17 protein-coding genes are annotated in these 18,925 nt (G+C 52.0%); 12 read left to right on the top strand and 5 right to left on the bottom strand.

The features are described 5' to 3' along the window. The first annotated feature begins 102 nt into the window (after positions 1-102). The 5 genes from C1714_RS09260 (at position 103) to C1714_RS09280 (ending at position 6,278) form a co-directional block, all read left to right on the top strand. A complete protein-coding gene (locus C1714_RS09260; RefSeq protein WP_102342896.1) occupies positions 103-1,368 on the top strand; it encodes a cell division protein FtsA in 1,266 nt (421 codons plus the stop codon). A gap of 13 nt (positions 1,369-1,381) precedes the next feature. Then, positions 1,382-2,494 carry a cell division protein FtsZ gene (gene ftsZ, locus C1714_RS09265; RefSeq protein ID WP_102342897.1) on the top strand — a complete coding sequence of 371 codons (1,113 nt, stop codon included), beginning with the start codon at positions 1,382-1,384 and terminating at the stop codon, positions 2,492-2,494. An 83-nt stretch (positions 2,495-2,577) separates the two neighbouring features. Next, complete coding sequence (locus C1714_RS09270) at positions 2,578-3,000, top strand: flavodoxin domain-containing protein (protein WP_102342898.1); 423 nt, start codon at positions 2,578-2,580, stop codon at positions 2,998-3,000. Positions 3,001-3,169: 169 nt separating this feature from the next. Further along, positions 3,170-6,034, top strand: coding sequence for a glucosaminidase domain-containing protein (locus C1714_RS09275; RefSeq protein ID WP_167850000.1), 2,865 nt, complete (start codon positions 3,170-3,172; stop codon positions 6,032-6,034). Continuing rightward, on the top strand, positions 6,000-6,278 hold the full coding sequence (locus C1714_RS09280) for a ParB N-terminal domain-containing protein (RefSeq protein WP_167850001.1): 279 nt from the start codon (positions 6,000-6,002) through the stop codon (positions 6,276-6,278). The genes C1714_RS09275 and C1714_RS09280 overlap by 35 nt, the downstream gene beginning before the upstream one ends. Here C1714_RS09280 and C1714_RS09285 read toward each other — a convergent pair. Continuing rightward, complete coding sequence (locus tag C1714_RS09285) at positions 6,272-7,927, bottom strand: Rqc2 family fibronectin-binding protein (protein ID WP_102342901.1); 1,656 nt, start codon at positions 7,925-7,927, stop codon at positions 6,272-6,274. The two genes, C1714_RS09280 and C1714_RS09285, sit on opposite strands and share 7 nt — an antisense overlap. Before the next feature lie 96 nt (positions 7,928-8,023). Here C1714_RS09285 and gmk point away from each other — a divergent pair, with 96 nt between their 5' ends. Then, entirely contained in the window at positions 8,024-8,599 is a 576-nt protein-coding gene (gmk, locus tag C1714_RS09290) for a guanylate kinase (protein WP_102342902.1), read from the top strand. A gap of 65 nt (positions 8,600-8,664) precedes the next feature. Here gmk and C1714_RS09295 read toward each other — a convergent pair whose 3' ends face one another. The 3 genes from C1714_RS09295 to C1714_RS09305 form a co-directional block, all read right to left on the bottom strand. Beyond that, complete coding sequence (locus C1714_RS09295) at positions 8,665-9,030, bottom strand: helix-turn-helix domain-containing protein (RefSeq protein ID WP_102342903.1); 366 nt, start codon at positions 9,028-9,030, stop codon at positions 8,665-8,667. A 123-nt stretch (positions 9,031-9,153) separates the two neighbouring features. Next, positions 9,154-9,756: a 30S ribosomal protein S4 gene (rpsD, locus tag C1714_RS09300; RefSeq protein ID WP_102342904.1), complete on the bottom strand. Its 603-nt coding sequence runs from the start codon at positions 9,754-9,756 to the stop codon at positions 9,154-9,156. Between the two features lie 228 nt (positions 9,757-9,984). Further along, positions 9,985-11,367: a peptidoglycan bridge formation glycyltransferase FemA/FemB family protein gene (locus C1714_RS09305; protein ID WP_102342905.1), complete on the bottom strand. Its 1,383-nt coding sequence runs from the start codon at positions 11,365-11,367 to the stop codon at positions 9,985-9,987. A gap of 147 nt (positions 11,368-11,514) precedes the next feature. Here C1714_RS09305 and C1714_RS09310 point away from each other — a divergent pair, with 147 nt between their 5' ends. From C1714_RS09310 to C1714_RS09325, 4 genes are read left to right on the top strand one after another with little or no spacing between them, the layout of a single operon-like run. Further along, complete coding sequence (locus tag C1714_RS09310) at positions 11,515-13,233, top strand: septation ring formation regulator EzrA (RefSeq protein WP_167850002.1); 1,719 nt, start codon at positions 11,515-11,517, stop codon at positions 13,231-13,233. Continuing rightward, a complete protein-coding gene (locus tag C1714_RS09315; RefSeq protein WP_102342907.1) occupies positions 13,214-14,359 on the top strand; it encodes a cysteine desulfurase family protein in 1,146 nt (381 codons plus the stop codon). Before C1714_RS09310 ends, C1714_RS09315 begins: the two co-directional genes overlap by 20 nt. Then, complete coding sequence (gene thiI / locus C1714_RS09320; RefSeq protein ID WP_102342908.1) at positions 14,346-15,539, top strand: tRNA uracil 4-sulfurtransferase ThiI; 1,194 nt, start codon at positions 14,346-14,348, stop codon at positions 15,537-15,539. Before C1714_RS09315 ends, thiI begins: the two co-directional genes overlap by 14 nt. A 14-nt stretch (positions 15,540-15,553) precedes the next feature. Further along, the gene (locus C1714_RS09325) at positions 15,554-15,805 is read left to right on the top strand and encodes a hypothetical protein (RefSeq protein WP_102342909.1); all 252 of its coding nucleotides are present in this window, start codon (positions 15,554-15,556) and stop codon (positions 15,803-15,805) included. Positions 15,806-15,839: 34 nt separating this feature from the next. On the opposite strand, the gene C1714_RS09330 is transcribed toward C1714_RS09325, so the two are convergent. Beyond that, on the bottom strand, positions 15,840-16,715 hold the full coding sequence (locus C1714_RS09330) for a metallophosphoesterase (RefSeq protein WP_102342910.1): 876 nt from the start codon (positions 16,713-16,715) through the stop codon (positions 15,840-15,842). 55 nt (positions 16,716-16,770) lie between these two features. On the opposite strand from C1714_RS09330, the gene C1714_RS09335 reads away from it, so the two are divergent. Together C1714_RS09335 and C1714_RS09340 are read left to right on the top strand one after the other, a co-directional pair. Continuing rightward, positions 16,771-17,523 (top strand): HAD family hydrolase, encoded by a 753-nt coding sequence (locus tag C1714_RS09335; protein ID WP_102342911.1) that lies wholly within the window; start codon positions 16,771-16,773, stop codon positions 17,521-17,523. A 109-nt stretch (positions 17,524-17,632) separates the two neighbouring features. Next, complete coding sequence (locus C1714_RS09340; protein ID WP_102342912.1) at positions 17,633-18,925, top strand: HlyC/CorC family transporter; 1,293 nt, start codon at positions 17,633-17,635, stop codon at positions 18,923-18,925.

Genomic DNA, 18,925 nt, shown 5'->3' on the forward strand with positions numbered 1-18,925 from the left:
CATGATTAAAATGCAAATGCAATATGGAAAATACGGATGGGGCCGGGGATAATCCGATATCCTGTGGTAAAATGTAGCAAAGATTCGAAAGGAGCATTTCCCGTGGACGATAAACAGATTTTTGCGGCACTGGAAATTACCGGTCATGAAGTTCGTCTGATCGTTGGCGAATTTTTCAATACGCGCTTCAATATTATTAAAGTTGAGCAGGTTCCGTGCACCGGTCTTTCTCTGAATGCGGTTGAGCAGCCGGAGGAAGTGGTGGATGCGATTCAGAAAGCTGCCGCGGATGCGAGCAAGCTGATCGGAGCTCCGCTGCAGAAGGTGATCCTGGCGATTCCTTCCGTGAACATGCACCGGTATTCGGTCAAGGTTACGGTGCCGATTGAAGGAATCGACGGCGAGATTACGGTCGAGAATATCCGTCAGGCCATGCGCAAGGCACAGACGATCAATATCGGTAAAGGCTACGCACTGATTCAGACGGACTGTGTGAAGTACACTGTCAACGGCATTTCGACGCGTCGTCTTCCGATCGGTGAAAAGGCACGTCAACTGACCGTTGAGATTGACATGCTGTGTGCGGACAGGAAGCTGAGTTTCGATCTGGTTGGCTGCGTTGAAAAGGCCGGCCTCTCGGTAATGGATATTTACCTTGATATTTACGCTGTCAGCAAGGAGGCTGCGCTGTTCGAGCAGTCGGTGGATCAGAACGTTATCATTCTGAAACTGGAGAGAGAAGGGACGACGCTGGGACTGCTGAACAAGGGCAGAGTCACATCGGCAGTCATTAACCCGGTCGGTCTAGCGTCCTTTGCACAGGCACTGGTGGAAGCCTATGGTATGGGCATGAATGAGGCGATGGAACAGATCAAGTACAGTGCCCGTCTTGATGAGAAGGTTTACGGAGACATGCTCGTTCATATCTGGTCCGATGCGAACGGTCACAGCCGCACCTTGAGCGAAAAACAGCTGATTGAATGCATTCAGCCGCGCATCCAGTCATGGGTTCAGGATGTGGGCAATTTATGCGGGCCAATCTTGCAGGCCGGAAAAACTGCTGTTATTATTACCGGTGAAGGTGGCGAACTGCAGGGCCTTGATTCCCTTTTACGCCGCCATTTGAATTGTGAAGTTAGAAACTATATTCCGGAAACGATCGGGGGGCGCAATTCTGGGCTGACTGCGTGTCTTGGACTGTTCTATGCATACAAGGACAGGCTTCCGATCACGGGTTATACAGACAACAGTCTGGACATGGAGAAGTTCATCCGTTCCGTTTCCTATCGGGAAGCACGGGCGGAAGGAAAACCCGAAGACACGTTAACCAATAAATTGAAGGGCATTATTTTCGATTCCAGAAAGTGAAGAGGAACAGGGTATGACAGATTTAAGCTATAATCAGGTCGCCAAAATCAAGGTGTTCGGTATCGGCGGCGCAGGCGGAAATGCGGTTAACCGGATGGTTCAGGATGGCGTTCAGGGCGTAGAGTTCTACGTTGCGAATACAGATGTACAGGCGCTTGATGTGTCGCCGGTGCAGAACAAGATTCAGCTCGGCAAGGCCGGTTTGGGTGCCGGCGGCAATCCGGACAACGGGCGCAAAGCTGCCGTTGAAAGTGAAGCGGATATCCGCAAGGCAATGGAAGGCGCGGACATGGTCTTCCTGACAGCGGGTCTTGGCGGCGGTACTGGTACCGGTGCTTCGCCTTTGTTTGCAAAGGTTGCCAAGGAGCTTGGTGCTCTTACAGTCGGAATCGTTACGAAGCCGTTCTCCTTTGAGGGCCGCAAGCGTATGGTTCAGGCGGAGCAGGGTCTTGAGAATCTCAAGGAGTACTGCGATTCTCTGATCATCATCTCCAACAATAAGGTCCTTGAAGTCATCGGTCATATTCCGTTTGAGGATGCCTTCAAGGAGGCAGACAATATTCTGCGTCAGGCGGTTCAGACCATTACGGATCTGATTGCGGTTCCGGCAATGATCAACCTGGACTTCGCCGATGTCCGTTCCGTCATGGAAGGACAAGGATCGGCTCTGATCGGTATTGGTATGGCTTCCAGTGACAACAAGGCGCAGGAAGCTGCCGAGAAGGCAATTCAGTGCCCGCTGCTTGAGGCCAAGATTGCCGGCGCCAAGAGTGCCATTGTCAACGTTACCGGTGGTGCCAGCATGTCCGCCTATGATGCGCAGGAAGCGGTTGATTATGTCCGTCAGGCGGCCGGAAATGATATCGATATCATCTTCGGTGTCGCGATCAACGAGAAGCTTGGCGAAAGCCTGATCGTTACCGTCATTGCGACGGGCTTCGATCTTCCGAAACCGGAACTGATCGATACGGAAAAGGCTGCTGCTGAAACCAGCCCGGTCAAGAGCGATGGGCTGCAGGTTGAGCAGGGATCGGATCCGGTCAGCTTCGGAAGCGTTGATGACAGTAAGGAAGTGAAGACAGAAGATGACGATGCCAATGACATCCCTGCCTTCTTCCGCAACTGAGTTTATCTGGAATATTCGTTTGGCTGCAGTGACATGCTGCAGCCGTTTTATTACTGTAGAAGTTTGGAATCTGGAGAAAAGACATGACTGAGATCAGTATTGCCTATTGGACAACGACCGGGAATACCCAGGAGATGGCCGAAGAGATTGCCGAAGGTGCCAAAGCGGCCGGTGCCTCGGTATGGATTGATTTTATCGATGAGCTTGATGAGGAACAGATCCAGAAAAGCGACGTCATTGCCCTTGGCTGTCCCGCTATGGGAGAGGAATCCCTCGACGGTTTCTTTCAGAAATATTACACGCGGCTCAAGCCGCTGCTGAAGGGGAAGAAGGTTCTGCTGTTTGGCTCCTGGGGCTGGGGCAATGGTGCCTATCTTGAAACCTGGAAACAGGATGCCGAAGCTGCCGGAATGACTGTTCTGGCAACGCTGGGCCTGAAGAAGAAGCCGGATGAGGAAGGAAAGTCTGCCTGCCGCAGGCAGGGGGAAGCGCTGACGGCTGCCTGACGCCTGTTCATTCCTGCATGGATATGCGGTGCGGATGGAGATGATCCTGATTTGTGTTCACATCTAAAACATAGTAGAATTGCCGGGTATGACTTGGATGAAAAAATTTTCAGCAATCCTGATGTCGTGCCTGGCTTTTATATGTTTCTTCCCCCAGCGGGTCAGGGCGATGGATGCGAGCTGGTATAGTGACGGGCTTTATCACATTGTTGACTACTCTGGAACGGATGCGGAGTACGGATCCTACGATACTTACGAAAAGGCTCTGAAGAACTTTGATGCGGCGGCGCAGATTTATCAGAATGCGGCCATTGTCAAAGACGGTACGGTGCTGAAGGCGGAGCGTGCCTTTGTACTTTTCAATCGCGATGATGCATGTTCGCTGGATCTTGAAATGGAGTATGCCGATCACTCTACAACGACCGTGAACGGCTGCTATGGAATTGATGCGGCCTATATCAGCACCAGTGATGACGGACAGACGGTGAATCTTCTGCTCTCCGGAGCCGAGCTGGGCGCGAGCATTTCGGACGTGACGATTCTGCCGATTGAAAACAGCAGTGTCCGTCTTTCGACGTATTCCGTGATTGATGGTCATCTGTATCATCAGATCAAAAACGAGATCGATGATGAAAACTATTATGATGAGATCGATCTTGGGCCGGCGCCTTCCTTTCTGAATGCGGAAGGCATCTTTCTGAGCTATGACGGTCACTACTTCTACAATTCGGATTCGATGTGGGCGTTGGAAGATGATCTGCATGCGGGCACCCATGCGCAGGCCATCAATCCTGATGATCCCTGGTATTACTACTATCAGTTTGTCTCGCACCGCACGGTTACATCTGTCAGCTATAAGACGGCGCAGTCCTATATCAACGATACGATGGGGACGCTTGGTCAGCTCACTTTCTACAGCGATATGGATCTTGACGGGGCGAGCGACGATCTTTCCCGCAGCCAGTATTACGGCATGATGCCGGCCTTCTGGCAATATCAGTATGAGTATGGTGCCAATGCATTGATGATGCTGGCGGTGAGTGTCAATGAGAGCAGCTGGGGCAGAAGTTCCCTGGCCTTTTCCCGCAACAACCTATATCGTCACGCTGCCTATGATACGGAAGAAGAGGCGGCCGTGAGCCGGTATTTCTCTGTTGAAGATTCCATCTATTCGCATGCGAAGTACTATATTTCGGGCACGTATGCTTCGCCTGTCAAGACGACCTTTGCCGGTTCCTTTTTCGGCAATAAGTCGGCGGGCATGAATGTCAACTATTCTTCGGATCCCTACTGGGGCGAAAAGGCGGCTTCCGCCTATGAGAAGCTGGATGAAGATTGCGGAGGCAGCGACGGGAATGCGTATACCCTTGGCATCCGTACGGTCAGCGGCGAGACGAATGTATATGACGAACCGGATGGCAGTGTGCTGTACGGGACCGGTGATCATCCGGATATGTCGTTCATCATCCTTGGTGAGACGGACACGGATACGGGCCACTGGTACAAGGTGCAGTCCGAGGCAACCATCAGTGAGGAAGGTTCGGTCGATCTCAGCTACAATTATTCGTTTACCAATGATATCGGCTATATCCGGGCGGAAGATATTCAGCTTTCCATGGTGGGCACCCTTGGAGGTGAGCCGTCCTACCATACCGTTACCTTTGATGGGGCCGGCGGGGAAATGGTCGGCAGCGAGAGCAGCGTGTCCTACGAAATCATTGACGGTCAGGATGCGGCGTCCGTGGAACCGGTCAAGGACCATGCGCTGTTCAATGGCTGGGATGGCTCGAGCGACGCGGTCAGTGGTGATCTGTATCTGACGGCGCAGTACAAGGACGTTGACCGGATTGAATTTTCCGAACAGCCGAAAACGGATTATGAGCTGAATGATCGGATTGACCTCTCGCAGGGGAAGATCATGGTCTACTTTACGGACGGTACGACGCAGGAAGTCGGTCTCGCAACTTCCGAGGTTTCAGGCTTTGATTTCAGCGGCGGCGGTACGCAGGAAATTACGGTTTCCTATGCCGGCTGTACGCTGACGTATGAAGTGAATGTATCCGAAGAAAAGGATCAGACGCGTACAGATACCAAGCAGGAGATTCTGGATGTCATTGAAAAGTACAAGGGCCGGGACTCGCTGAGCGACGATGAGTGCAATGAAGTTCTGCAGCTGAAGGAAAAGATTGATGCGACGGTGCTGCCGTATCTGACCATCGGACAGACGCGTGACATTGATCAGATCATGCGCCTTGCCTATGGGAACAAGATTCACTATATTGTGGAGTCCAATTCCTACAGCTTCGGGGTCAGCGGTCTGGGTATTTCGATTCCGCTGGGAGATTCCCTGACGAAGAATTCGCTGTTCAGTGATACCTATCGTGTACGTGTGCATCATGGCATTTCCTCTGCGTCACAGGAAGCGATGCAGAAGGTTGCGGAATTCCTTGATCAGACGCCGGTGGACACGTTTACGGTCCGTCTGCTGAAAAACTATACCGATGCCTCGACGCAGGAGCCGCTGGTCTTTTCCATTGCCAAGCCGAATGATACGCAGCTGGGAGACCTGTATACGGTTCTGCAGGTGGATGATAACGGAGATGTGATCAAGTGCTATACGCGCCAGTCGACAGGCCGGATCATTTTCATGGCAAAGCACCCGGGAGAGTTTCTTTTGGTCAAGGAATCTTCGAGCAACCAGTATACGGGTGAGGATCCGGTTGAGGTTGTGACACATGAGACGAGTTCCTTTGACAGGGAATATGCCTTTGTGCTGATCAGTGTCGGGGCGGCCGTTCTGCTTGGTGTACTTGTGTTTGTGATGCGCTGGCTGAAGAAGCGGCGTCTTGCCAGGGCTGTCGTTCAGCATGCGGCGCATCAGGATGACGTCAAGAAGGAAGTGGAAAACCTGGAAGTGACGCAGGCTCTGCATATTCTTGATACGAGCATTCTGGATCTGAATGAAGTCAAGAAGGCGGACCAGGAGGCGAAGGACAACGATGATCAACACGATGGTACCGATTCAGGACATTGATTTTGAGGAAGAGGAACCGGGCGAAGTACTTTTGGCAAGCATCCGGGAGCGGGGAATAGCCATTCCTGTCCATGTGGATCGAAAGGAGGACGGCCGCTTCCAGTGTGTGGACGGGCGCAGGAGACTGACCGCCTGTGCACGGTTAAAAGAAAAGAATGCGCGTTTCGGGCGCATTCCGGTGCTGATCATGAATGACTATTCGCAGGCAGGCAATTCGTTCTGGGGCGCAAAGAATCATCACTGACGGGGTTCGAGAATTCCATACGGGGCAAGCTGCGATGCGTCAGGATCGATGTATATGGTTCGATAGCTGCCGAGCTGTACCATTCCGGGTTTTGCGCCCGGAATTTTTTTGAGGTTCTTGACAGGGCACCAGTTGACCGGGACCGAGGAACTGTCACGGCCTTTGGAAAAATAGGCGGCGATATTGGCGGCCAGGCGCAGTGTGGCTTCGTCCGGCTGATCGGTATGGATGACGACATGGGAGCCGTGATAGTCCTTGGCATGGAGCCAGATTTCATTCTTGCGTGCCTTGTGCCACGTCAGAGCGTCGTTCTGCAGATTGTTGCGGCCGAAGGAAATGGAGACGCCGTTTTCCATGGTGAAGGTGGTGATATGCGGTTCTTCATTTTTGCGGCGGCGGGGACGGCGGCCTTTCTGATTTTCTTCCATATAGCCGCCCTTGATCAGTTCCTGCTTGATCTCTTCGGCCGTCTTGAAATCAGCCTGATCGAGCTGTTCCAGCAGGCCGTTGAGGTAGCTGATTTCGTTCTGGCAGATGTCAATCTGTTCCTGAAGATACTTCTGTCCCTTCTTCAGCTTCTGATAGCGGTTGAAACATTTCTGGGCGTTCTGGACGCCATTGAGTCTTGGATCGAGAGGAATGGTGACATCTTCACCGGTTTCAAAATCCTTGAGGATGATGGAAGTGTCGCCTTTGGTATCCTGAATACCGTAGGAATACAGCAGGGTGCCGTAGGTGTTCCACTTTTGGCAGTCGCGTGCTTCGTCGTACTCCTTGAGCAGGCGGGGCATTTTCTGTGTCTCGTGCTTCAGCTGCTTCTTGCAGGCATGGTAGACGTCGCCGCTGATCTCCTTGATGCGATCCTTTTCCTCTTTGTGATAGTAGAGAATGTCAAAACCTTCAAAGAGCGGATAGCTGTGGCAGGGGCCGACGGAAGTCAGCTCGATGCAATGGAAGACGGGAGACGGATCTTCTTTGGCAATATAGAGACTGGTACTGGCCTTGATTTCCTCCATGATTGAGGCAAAGGACTGGCCGTGGGCCATGCGGTATTCGGCCTCTCTGGCAAGGAAGGGAGAGAAGCCGGCAAACTGCTGGATCAGGCTTTTTCCTTCTTCGATATAGCAGTCTTCAAAGGGATTGCGCTTGTTCTGGGGTTCTACGCTATGAAAATCGGCACCGGGCTGAATGATGCGGTGATTGTTTTCAAAGGGGGGAATGCGCTTGAGGGCGTCAATGATCTTCCCGCTGCTGGAGACGAGGATGACGTTGGCATATTTGCCCATCAGTTCGACATATAGCTTCATCGTCTCGACGTCGCCCAGATCGTTGCGGCGGCGTACCTGAAAGAGGCACCAGCGGTCGAGACCGGCCTGTTCGATGGATTCGAAGCTTGCGCCTTCGAGATATTTGCGCAGGACCATAATAAAATTGCCCGGTTCATCGGGTGTTGGATAGCTGCGATCCGACAGCAGCATACGGTTGTATTCGCTGTGACAGGAAATCAGAAGCTGCTGCTTGCCATGGCTGCCGTGGATTTGAAAAAGAATCTCCTGGGATGAGATCTGATAGATCTTCTGAATCCGGCAGGGCAGTGAAGCCGCAATCTGCGGAACAATCTTTGATAACAGGATGCCGTCAAGTGCCATTTGTTTACTCCTGCGTGCGATTATAACATGCCTGCCGCATCGATTGACGTGAGCGGCTGAAAGCGATAACCTAATACGAAACAGGGGCTAATAAGAATGACTAAAAAGGGGCTGTTAATCGTAATCAGCGGGCCAAGCGGAGTTGGCAAGGGAAGTGTCATTTCGCGCTTCATCAATGATCCGGATTTGAAGCTTTCCTATTCGGTTTCGATGACGACGCGTTCTCCGCGGGCCGGCGAGAAAGACGGCGTTAACTATTACTTTGTTACGCGCGATCAGTTCATGCAGGCAGTGAAGGAAGGAAAGATGCTTGAGTGGACGGAGTTTGTCGGCAACTGCTACGGGACGCCGCTGGAAGGCGTTGAGAAGCTGCGCAATGAGGGCCGCAACGTTCTACTTGAGATTGAAGTCAACGGCTGCAAGCAGGTGAAGGAGAAGTGCCCGGATGCCTTGACGATCTTCATCGTACCGCCCAGCACCAGGGAGCTGGAGGATCGGATCCGCAAGCGGGGCAGTGAGCCGGAGGAAATCGTTCAGCAGCGCCTTGCCAAGGCAGCCAAGGAACTGGAGATGACCGATCAGTACCGCTACGTCGTCTGCAACGACGATATTGACCTTGCGGCGGATATCATTCGTACGATCATCCGTCATCACATGGAAAAGACATTCTGAGGAAAGAAATGATCCGCATGTCAGTCAGTTGACAGCGGATCTTTTTCGTATCGTCCGTTTTCTGTTTATTGTTCTTCTTTCTGATGCAGGAACTGGATGAAATCGAAAGCTTCCTTCTGATGCTGGTGGGAAAGAGTCTTCAGCAGGGCGGTAAATGCCTCAATATCAGGGGTGGAATTCCGAGATGCTTTTCCCTGGGGAACCTCTCGTGCGAGACGGTCCCATTCTTCATCCGGATCGATGCCGACTGCCCGGCACAGTTCATCCCATGCCTCAACAATTTCCGGATCGCCTTTTTCATAGCGGGAAATTGCTTCAGGGGAAAGACCGGTCAGTTCCGATACACGCTGCAGCTTAATTTTTTTTGCCATCCGCTGCCTGTGCAGATCTCTGCCAAGGGCTTCATAGAAATGATGATCAATGTTTGCCATAGATGATCCTCTGATGTCTAAAGACAGTTTAGCAGAAGGACAGGGGGAAGAAATAAAAAAGCTGATACACGGCCGTATCTGCGTTTTCGGCTTATGTATCAGCTTTGTCAGAAACTCAACTAATTACCTGTTGTAGTATTCGACGATCAGGGACTCGTTGATTTCCTGGTTCAGCTCAGAACGCTCCGGAATACGGACATACGTTCCTTTCTTGTTGTCCTTGTCAACAGTGACAAAGGCAGGAGCTGTATAGTTGGAATTCAGCGCATCGTTGATGACCGTCATATTGCGGGCATTCTCGCGGACTGCAACGACCTGACCCGGAAGGATCTGTGCCGAAGGGATGTCCAGCTTCTTGCCATCAACCTCAATATGACCATGCGTCACCAGCTGACGGGCTGCCTTACGCGTACGAGCGAAGCCCATACGGTAAACCAGGTTATCCAGTCTCGACTCCAGAAGGACAAGGAAGTTGACACCGGCCATGCCGTCCATCTTCTGTGCCTTCTGGAAAAGGTTGCTGAACTGGCGCTCTGTTACGCCGTACATGTTGCGGACTCTCTGCTTCTCACGAAGCTGCAGACCGTAACCGCTGAGCTTTACGCGCTTGGTCGGACCATGCTGACCCGGAGCGTAGGTTCTCTTCTTGAGTTCTTCGCCGGTTTCAAGGATTGAGAAGCTGAGACGTCTCGACTTCTTCCATACCGGACCTGTGTAACGTGCCATGTTTGTTCGTTCCTCCTTATGACATTGGCGAAACGACAACAGGTGCAGATTATCATGCGGGGTGTTGTCACACATCGTTTCACCGAACGCAGCTCGGTTACTGGGACTAGAGAGGTTCTCCTGCCAACGCCTGACGCATAACTCTGTATGCTGCTATCATTTGACGCTCAACAATCATACAAACGGAGCCTGCAAAAGTCAATGGAAAATGCCGTATACGGCGCGGTTTCAGCGGCTTTTTCCGCTCTCTTTCATGGCATGCTTCAGAAACAGGGGGTAGACTTTGTCGAACATGCTGTACAGGAAGGGATCGGTCACAATGTTGAATTCGCCGATATACTCTTCGACATTCATCAGCCAGTTGGATTTGAACAGCGTCAGACCATCATCCAATGTTCCCTCGACACCGCCGAAGGAACAATGACGGATGCCGAGCTCGACGCAGCGCTGCAGACATTTGCTGTAGAGAAGGTAGCTGGAGTACAGGCGCATATAGTCCGGATGGTTGCCCATGTAGAACAACTCCATCAGCTTCTCGTTATAGACGGCCAGAATTCCGCAGGTAATCACTTCCTCACGACCTTCGCGGGCATATTCCTCCTTCAGGCGTTCAACTTCCTTCCTGTCGTTTTCCATCTGCTGCTGAAGCTGCTGCAGATCCGCTGCAGAAAGCTGCAGCTTCTGCCTTGCCTGCAGCTGCTGGTTCTCTTTGTTCAGCGCCTTGATTTCAGCTTTATGATCTTCTCCGTCCGATTTGAACTGCTTCAGAAGGGACCGGTTCTTCTGAAGCTTTTCCTTCAGCTGTTCCGCTTCCTGCTGGTCGGGCTGCGCATCCAGCTTCTTCTGGAGAGCAGCGATTTCTTCCTGCAGGCGGGAAATCTGCTTTGGAAAGTTGAGCTTCGCGACCATCAGGATGCAATGATCCCCGTATACCCTGAGCATGTTGGCAAAATATTCCTTGTTGCGCAGAGCAACCTTCTTGCGGACTTCCGTATAGTGCATGGCTGTCGCAAAATCATCCAGATACTGCGGCCCCTCAAACACTTCTACGCCTTTGTGAACCGCCGCCCGGATGCACTTGACGGTCTTGTGCTCAAGCTTTTTCTCAAAGTCGGCAGTCACATCCATGGCCGCATTAAAACGCGGCTGCGTCGATTCGATGATGGCGGTTGTATAGCCCCTGTGGCGTGCGCCCAAAGACTGCAGGAGCGCAATGACATCTTCGTTCTGACGGTCATGATGTTCCTTGCGTTCCTTGTATGGATACACTCTGGATAAAACTGCCGGATCAAAGCGGATGTCGATGGCGTGCTTCTCTTTCGCCAGCGTCTTCAAGCCCGCCAGCATGAACTCTACAAGTTCCGGATTGTGATAATCCATGACGGGTCCGCGGGGAATATAGAGAAGTGTCTTTCCCAGCGGCATCGGCCGGATCAGCACAAGGGCGGCGGCCACCAGAGTCCCGTCCCGGCTGACGCCGATGCGCTGCGACTTCCAGTTCACTTTGATGTCCGCCCAGCTGGAACACTGAAAGAGAGTGTTCTGATCGGATGCGACCACGAAGGCATCCAGCTGCGGGGCAGGAAGATTCCAAATCATCTGATAGCTCATAAGCAGGCTCCTTTACAAGCAGCGAACAAATTCTAGCATACCCCCGGAATACCTGCAGAGGAGCCCAATTCACGGGCAAGAGGAAATAAATAGTGTGCTATTATTATTCCGTATGAAAGGCTGGTCCTCTCTATTATGAACACCGTAATGAAATATCTTTCGGACATCCGCGTTGTCATTGCAATTGCGGCCGTTGTCCTGATTATAGTTGTATGGCTGATTGCGCAGAGAATCCGTGCAAATTCCTACCGGAAACAGCTTGAAAACCTGGAACGCCGGTACAATTCCATCAAGAGCGTTCCGATTTCCTTTAAGCTGAACAAAGCTGTGGCCATCTGCCGCGTCGAACCCGGGACCATGGATAAGGTCGCATCCACGAAAGATGATTTCGAAAAGTGCCAGGCAAACCTGACGCAGATCTCGCAGATGCTGGCGGATACGGAAGATGAAATTCTTGCCGGCAAGCTGAAGCGGGCAAAGCTGGATCTTGGCGATCTGGAAGCCTCCATTGAGCTTGGCGAGAAACAGGTCAAGAACCTTGATACCTTCCTCGATTCCATCCTTGAAAAGGAGAAGTCGCAGCGGGAGGAAGTAACCCAGTATAAAAACAGATTCCATGATCTGCGCGCCTATGCACAGGATCATCAGACACAGCTGGGCTTCATCTGGCCGACGGTGGAGCAGAATATCAGTGACATTGAAAAGATGTTCTCCGCCTTTGAAGAATGGATGTACGCCAATGAATATGAAAAGGCGAAGGAAGAGCTTGTCAATATCCAGAATGCCCTGAATCATTTTGAGGCACTGACGCAGGAATTCCCGAATCTTCTGAATGATGCGCGCGGTGTCATTCCGAAGATGGTTGAAGTTCTCAGCTCCGACTATGCCAAGGCCAAGAGCCAGGGCGTATATCTCGATCATCTGGAAGTTGAGAAGAATCTCTCCGTGATCACGTCCAGTCTGCAGGATGATCTTGCTGCGCTGAAGGCAGGCAATCCGCAGGACGTGAAGGATCATCTCGATTCCTACAAGACCCGTATTGAACAGATGCAGGGTCAGGTTCATGATGAGATCGAAAACACGGCTGAGCTGAGCCGTCTTGCCAAGGAAACAGAAAGTCTGTATCAGGAGACTGAACATACAGCCAAGTACATTCAGGATCAGTACAGCCGTCAGTCGACGCGTCTTGGCATGCGTCATCTGGAAGAGCGTATTCAGCAGGTCAGCGACGATCTGAAGGATATTTCCCGCCGCATGCCGAGTGTTTACGAGTCCTATAACGAACACCGTACAGCAGCCAGCTATATTCTTTCGAACATGAAGCTTCTGAACCAGAAGCTGACGATGTGCTCTGCCAAGGCAAACAAGATCCGCTCCGAGATTGATGCGGCGGTCAGCGATGAGGACCGTGCCCGCAAGCAGCTGATCGCGATGCAGGTCGTCATGAACCAGATGCAGATGAAGATCCGCAAATACAAGCTGCCGTCCATCTCGCAGCAGTATGAGGCCGACATTACGAAGGCCAATCAGTATATGCATACGCTGGATCATCTGCTGAATGAAAAGCAGCTGAACATGGAACTGCTGAATTCGACATTGAAGGAAGCCATCGATTTTGTCTACACGCTTCTTGATAAGGTGAATCAGCTGGTTGCCACCGTGATTATGTTTGAAAATACGGTTGTCTTCGCAAACCGCTATCGCTCGACGTATTCCGATATTGATTCGGATCTGACGCGTTCGGAACTGTGCTTCCGCAATGGCGAATATCAGGATGCGCTGCGCATTGCCATCGGAACGATCGAAAAGATTTATCCCGGCAACTATGAGAAGATGATCAAGGAGAATGCTAAGAGTGCAGCCTAGAGTATATTTTGACCATGCAAGCACAACCAATATCAATCCGGATGTGCTGAAGGTCTATGAGCATCTGCTGGAAACCATGTATGTCAACAGCGAATCGCTCTATGAAGAAGGTACACAGGTTCATGATCAAATGGAGAAAGCCCGCGCAGCAATTGCCGGGCTTTTAGGCTGTAAGCCCAGGGAGGTAATGTTTACCGGCGGCTCTTCCGAATCCAACAGTACAGCCATTAAAGGTGTACCGCTTGCTGTAAAAGGCAGGAAACACATCATTACCTCATGCGTCGAACACAGCAGTGTTCTCAATGCCTGTGCACAGATGGAACGTCTCTTCGGCTATCGGATTACCTATCTTCCCGTCAATGGGCAGGGCATCGTTTCCGTCGATGACCTGAAGGCTGCTCTGGATGAAGATACGGTTCTTGTGTCGCTGATGCTGGTAAACAATGAGAGCGGCGCCATCAACCCGATGGATGAGATCAAGGAGATTGTCAGGAAACAGTCCCATGCCTATCTCCACGTGGACCTTACCCAGGCCATCGGCAAGATCCCGTGTTCCCTCAAGGACATTGACCTGGCGTCCATCTCTGCCCATAAGATTGAGGGCCTCAAAGGCAGCGGCGTTCTGATCAAGAAAGAGTATGTCCCGCTGGAACCGCTGATATCGGGCGGCGAACAGGAACAGGGACTGCGTGGCGGAACGGCGAATGCGGCGGCCGACATGGTCTTTGCCAAGACGCTGCGTCTCGCTCTTGAAAATGAGAAGAAGTATGGCGCCTATGTTAAGAGCCTTCGGGACCGTCTGCTCGATGGTCTGGAAGCGATTGACGGCGTCGAGATCAACAGCAGCCGCGATGGCGTTGGCTGCCTGGTCAACTTCTCCTATGAAGCGATTCCGAGTGAAGTGATGCAGAATGCGCTGAACCGTGCCGGCTTCATGGTCAGTGCCCGCAGCACCTGCGAAAGCAATTCCAACAATCCGAGCTACGTTCTCACGGCCATGGGCTACAGTGACCGCCGGGCGAGCAGCTGTATCCGCGTCAGTCTGGGCTATCAGAATACTGCGGAAGAAATCGACGCATTTCTCAACGCATTAAAGGAGATTATTCATATATATGGTGAATTATGATACGGTACTGATCCGCTATGGAGAACTCAGCACCAAGGGACATAACCGCCGCGACTTCATCAAGCGGCTTGAAAGCAATCTGAAGTATGCGCTGCGTGATTTTGACGGCCTGAAGTACCGCCGTACGTATGATCGCATCTACATTCAGCTGCAGGGCGGAGAAGATACGGAAAAGATGAAGAAGATCATTTCCGGCGTCTTCGGCATATCTTCGTTTTCCTTCACGGAAAAGATTGCAAGCAGCCTGGATGCCATTGAGGCACGCTGCCTGGAAATCGCGAAAGAAAATGCCCCGACCAGGCACACCTTCAAGATGCTGACGAAGCGTCACGATAAGAACTTTCCGATGAACTCCGACAGCATCAACCGTGCCGTTGCCGGAGTCATCCTTGAGAATACGGACATGCAGGTGGATGTTCATGATCCGGACCTTGAGATCCGCGTTGAGGTTCGTGAGGATGCGACCTATCTGACCAGTGAGAAGATACCGGGAGCCGGCGGCTATCCGACCGGCATCAACGGCAAGGTGCTTCTTCTGCTTTCCGGCGGCATTGATTCTCCGGTCGCCGCCTATGAATTGATGAAGCGCGGCCTCAACGTGGAGGCGATTCATTTTGCCTCGCCGCCGTATACCTCGGATCATGCGCTTGGCAAGGTGCTGACGCTGGCATCGAAGATGTCGGTCTATGAAGGCCATATGAAGGTTCATGTCATCAATCTGACGGCCAATCAGATGTCCATCAACCGCAATGTCGGCGACTCCTATTCGATCACCATTCTGCGGCGGATGATGTTCCGCCTTGCGGAGCAGGTTGCACAGAAAAACGGCTGCCTCGCTCTTGCGACCGGGGAGAGTGTGGGCCAGGTGGCCTCGCAGACCCTTGAAAGCATGGCTGTGATCAATGATGTCGTACATATGCCAGTGCTGCGGCCGCTGGTATGCATGGACAAGGTGGAGATCATCGATCTTGCTCGCCGCCTGGGCACCTATGAAACATCGATTGAGCCGTATGAAGACTGCTGCACCATCTTCAAGCCGCAGAACCCGGTGACCCGTCCGCTTCTGCGCAAGTGCGAAGCCTTCGAAACAAAATGGGACTGGCAGAGTGAACTGGACCAGTGCCTGGCCAGTGAAGATACACGGATCGTGAAGCCGGCGGAAGAAGAGGAATTCCTCTAGGAAAAGGAGACCATATGCCATTATTTCATCGCAAGCACAACTCCACTGCTCTTAAGACATTTCAGGAAGTGTTCGAAGCAGGAAAGAATGAGACGGAAAGCGAATTTCTCGACAGTCTGAACGAAGTGGTCCGCGTAATCGAGGTTGACAAGTCCTTTACCACCAATGAGAAGCTTCATATCTATGAACTGCTCAGCCAGCTTTCCAACTGTTCCCCGCAGGAGCGTCAGCACTACGCCAAGAAGCTGTCCAAGGCGCTTCGCTGAACAAGCAGTATTCCTTACCGGCTTCGGCCGGTTTTTAATTTGACGATGCGTCTATGACAGCGCGGTGCTTGAGGCGGTAGAGAACAATTTCCGCATTGGCAAGGAAGCGTACATCCTGACCGGTTGTGCCGGTTCCGGAAGAGATATCCAGCGTAAAGGCATTGTTGCCAAGGGTATGCTTGCCCCGGAAGTACTTCTGTGCCATCGCCGGCATGTACAGGGAATAGTTGGCCAGGTATACCTGACCGCCAAGGCTGTGGCCCGAAAGAACATAGTTTGTCAGATCCGTCGGAAAATCATCCGCCGCATCCGGCGTATGACATACGACAATGGAATAGGAGGTGCGTGACACTTCGCTGAAGGCGGCTGTTACATCCATAGTTCCTGCCAGCGGAGAATCGAGGCCAACGATCGTAATGCTCTGGGAGCCTTTGTTGCGAAGCAGTGTGGAAGCGTTGTTCAACAGTTCAAAATCACTGTCATAGAGCACCTGTTCCACATACGATGTGACATCGTCACTGCGATGATCCGTATCCCCCAGTACAGCAAATTTGCCCAGAGGAGCTTCGATGCTTTTGAGCAGCGGCGTCACCATAGCTGCTGTATTGTCATCGACCAGTGCGTCTTCATCAAACAGATCGCCGCCGAAGATGACTGCATCCGGCGAAAGATCATTGATCGAATCCACCAGCTTCTCCAGCCGTTTCTGGTCCATGAAGGTGCCGAACTTCAGATCGGAAAAGAACAGAATATTGACATCGTTCAGCTGGTCGGGGATGAAGATCGAATCCAGCGTTTCATAGCGCACAACAAAACGCGAGGGAGCTACATTCCACGCATCGTAATACATTGCATAGCCGAGGCTGACCATCAATGCCAGTACCAGCAGAACCTTCGTCAGTGTTTTCATGCCTGTTCCTCATGATAGCACAGGGGGTGCATCCACCGAATGCTATAATCAAAGAATGCGTGTACAATGGCTGATTGATGGAAACCTGTTCCTGAAAGACTCTTCTGTTTCAAGACAGGATGATCTGCTCTGGCGGAAGCTGCGGGATCATGCGCTGCTTCTGAACATGGAAACGGTCCGCTCTGCTGCCCAGATCGCTGAGGTTTATCAGCAGGCCGGGCTGAGCGTTGAAGACAATCATATTCTGACTCTTCCGCAGGCTGCTGCGGCGTTTCTGCGGAAGAATGCACCGGAAAAGCGCAGGGTGATGTTCTGCGGCAGCCGGGCGGTCAGGGAGAGCTTTCTGGCGGCCGGTTTTGAGGAATCGCTGGCTCCGGATTATATTGTGATCGGCGACCGTGTTCAGGGAACGATGGATGACTTTTCGGATCAGTTGAACCTGATCGAACAGGGGACGCAGCTTGTCAGCCTCTCGGCCAGCCTCAAGCGCCGCCGGGGCAGTGTCGATGTTCTGGCCGGGGGAGCTCTGGTTCAGATGCTTGCGGCTGCCTCCCATCAGGAACCATTGCGTCTGGACAGCTTTTCTTCCGCCGTTGTGCCGGTTGTGACAGGGATGAAGGCAGGCAGAGCCAATGACATGATCGTTGTGTCCGGACAGGCGGAAACGATTCTTGCTCCGGCGTCCATGGCGGGCATGAAGACCATTCTGGTCAGTTCGGCGATGTCTGCGCAGACGGATCTCTTCGCGCTTCCGGTGCATCCGGACTGGATTGTTCAGAATTTTCAGGACATCGGAGCGGCATTGTAGGAAACCGGTTCTGATGGTATAATCGCGCTATTCAACAAAGGAAAGGGTATATGGATTCAGATCAATATAGTCACTGTTGCAAGCCGAATTTCAGAATGGAGAAAGAAATATGAACGCCGCGTCACAGATGCTTGTTTTTGCGCTCATCGTTCTGATTCTGTTTTCCGGCCTTTTTTCTGCGGTTGAAACCGCATATTCGAGTGCTTCCCGGATTCGCCTGAAAGCCATGGAGAATGATGGCGACAGCGGTGCCGGCCGGGTTCTGAAGGTTCTGGACAATTATGATCGTTTTCTGACATCCGTTCTCATCGGAAACAATATCGTTAATATTCTTTCGGCTACGCTGGGTACGATTCTGTTCACCCGCTGGCTGGGAGAGACAGAGGGGCCGACGGTTTCGACGATTGTCATTACGCTGGTTGTACTTCTGTTCGGTGAGATTACGCCGAAGACCTTTGCCAAGCAGTCTCCGGAGCGTTTCGCCATTCGTACGCTGAGCTTTGTGCGTTTCATCATGGTTCTTTTCCGCCCGCTTGGACTGGTGTTTCAGGGCTGGCAGTATCTGACGTCGAAGCTGTTCAAGGTTGAGAACAAGGATCCGGATATTTCGGATGAGCTGATCACAATGGTTGATGAGGCGGAAAAGGACGGGGATCTTGAGGAACATGAATCGGATCTGATTTCGGCCGCCATCGAGTTCAATGATCTGGATGTCAAGGACATTCTGACGCCGCGCGTGGAAGTGGTGGCGATTCCGATCAATGCAAGTCTCAAGGAAGTTGCCAACGTCTTTTCCATGAACAGTTTCTCCCGTCTGCCGGTGTATGAAACAAGCATCGACAATATTGTCGGCGTCATTCATGAAAAGGATTTCTATAACATGATGTACCGGGACAGGGAACACGGGATGTTGCGGAAGATCATTACACCGGTCATCTATACGACGGAAAACGTTAAGATTTCAACGGTGCTCAAGCAGCTGCAGGGAGCCAAGGCCCATCTGGCGGTGGTACTGGATGAGTATGGCGGAACGGCCGGCATCGTGACGATGGAGGACATCATCGAAGAGCTGGTCGGCGAGATCTGGGATGAACATGATGTCGTCAAGGAGTATTACCAGCGTCTTGATGATCATACATTCCTGGTGCGCTGTGACGCGGATATTGACGATATGCTGGACCGCTTTGACGTGCATCCGGAGGATGAAGAGGACTATGACTTCATCACGGTATCGGGCTGGGTGATCCATGAACTGGATCATATTCCTGCGGTCGGCGAATCATTTGACTTTGACCGCCTTCATGTCACCGTTACAAAGGCTGACCGCCGCAAGGTTCTGGAAATCAAGGTCGAAGTCAGGGATTACCAAGACGAGGAAGAGCGAAAGGAATCAAAGAACTGA

It is taken from the genome of Galactobacillus timonensis, assembly GCF_900240265.1.
Classification (GTDB): domain Bacteria; phylum Bacillota_I; class Bacilli_A; order Erysipelotrichales; family Erysipelotrichaceae; genus Bulleidia; species Bulleidia timonensis.

Bases quoted from the DNA above. Each gene is read 5' to 3' on its own strand.
- ftsZ (WP_102342897.1), top strand. From the start codon at position 1,382: ATGACAGATTTAAGCTATAATCAGGTCGCCAAAATCAAGGTGTTCGGT.
- C1714_RS09270 (WP_102342898.1), top strand. From the start codon at position 2,578: ATGACTGAGATCAGTATTGCCTATTGGACAACGACCGGGAATACCCAG.
- C1714_RS09275 (WP_167850000.1), top strand. From the start codon at position 3,170: ATGGATGCGAGCTGGTATAGTGACGGGCTTTATCACATTGTTGACTAC.
- C1714_RS09280 (WP_167850001.1), top strand. From the start codon at position 6,000: ATGATCAACACGATGGTACCGATTCAGGACATTGATTTTGAGGAAGAG.
- C1714_RS09285 (WP_102342901.1), bottom strand. From the start codon at position 7,927: ATGGCACTTGACGGCATCCTGTTATCAAAGATTGTTCCGCAGATTGCG.
- gmk (WP_102342902.1), top strand. From the start codon at position 8,024: ATGACTAAAAAGGGGCTGTTAATCGTAATCAGCGGGCCAAGCGGAGTT.
- C1714_RS09295 (WP_102342903.1), bottom strand. From the start codon at position 9,030: ATGGCAAACATTGATCATCATTTCTATGAAGCCCTTGGCAGAGATCTG.
- rpsD (WP_102342904.1), bottom strand. From the start codon at position 9,756: ATGGCACGTTACACAGGTCCGGTATGGAAGAAGTCGAGACGTCTCAGC.
- C1714_RS09305 (WP_102342905.1), bottom strand. From the start codon at position 11,367: ATGAGCTATCAGATGATTTGGAATCTTCCTGCCCCGCAGCTGGATGCC.
- C1714_RS09310 (WP_167850002.1), top strand. From the start codon at position 11,515: ATGAAATATCTTTCGGACATCCGCGTTGTCATTGCAATTGCGGCCGTT.
- C1714_RS09315 (WP_102342907.1), top strand. From the start codon at position 13,214: ATGCTAAGAGTGCAGCCTAGAGTATATTTTGACCATGCAAGCACAACC.
- thiI (WP_102342908.1), top strand. From the start codon at position 14,346: ATGGTGAATTATGATACGGTACTGATCCGCTATGGAGAACTCAGCACC.
- C1714_RS09325 (WP_102342909.1), top strand. From the start codon at position 15,554: ATGCCATTATTTCATCGCAAGCACAACTCCACTGCTCTTAAGACATTT.
- C1714_RS09330 (WP_102342910.1), bottom strand. From the start codon at position 16,715: ATGAAAACACTGACGAAGGTTCTGCTGGTACTGGCATTGATGGTCAGC.
- C1714_RS09335 (WP_102342911.1), top strand. From the start codon at position 16,771: ATGCGTGTACAATGGCTGATTGATGGAAACCTGTTCCTGAAAGACTCT.
- C1714_RS09340 (WP_102342912.1), top strand. From the start codon at position 17,633: ATGAACGCCGCGTCACAGATGCTTGTTTTTGCGCTCATCGTTCTGATT.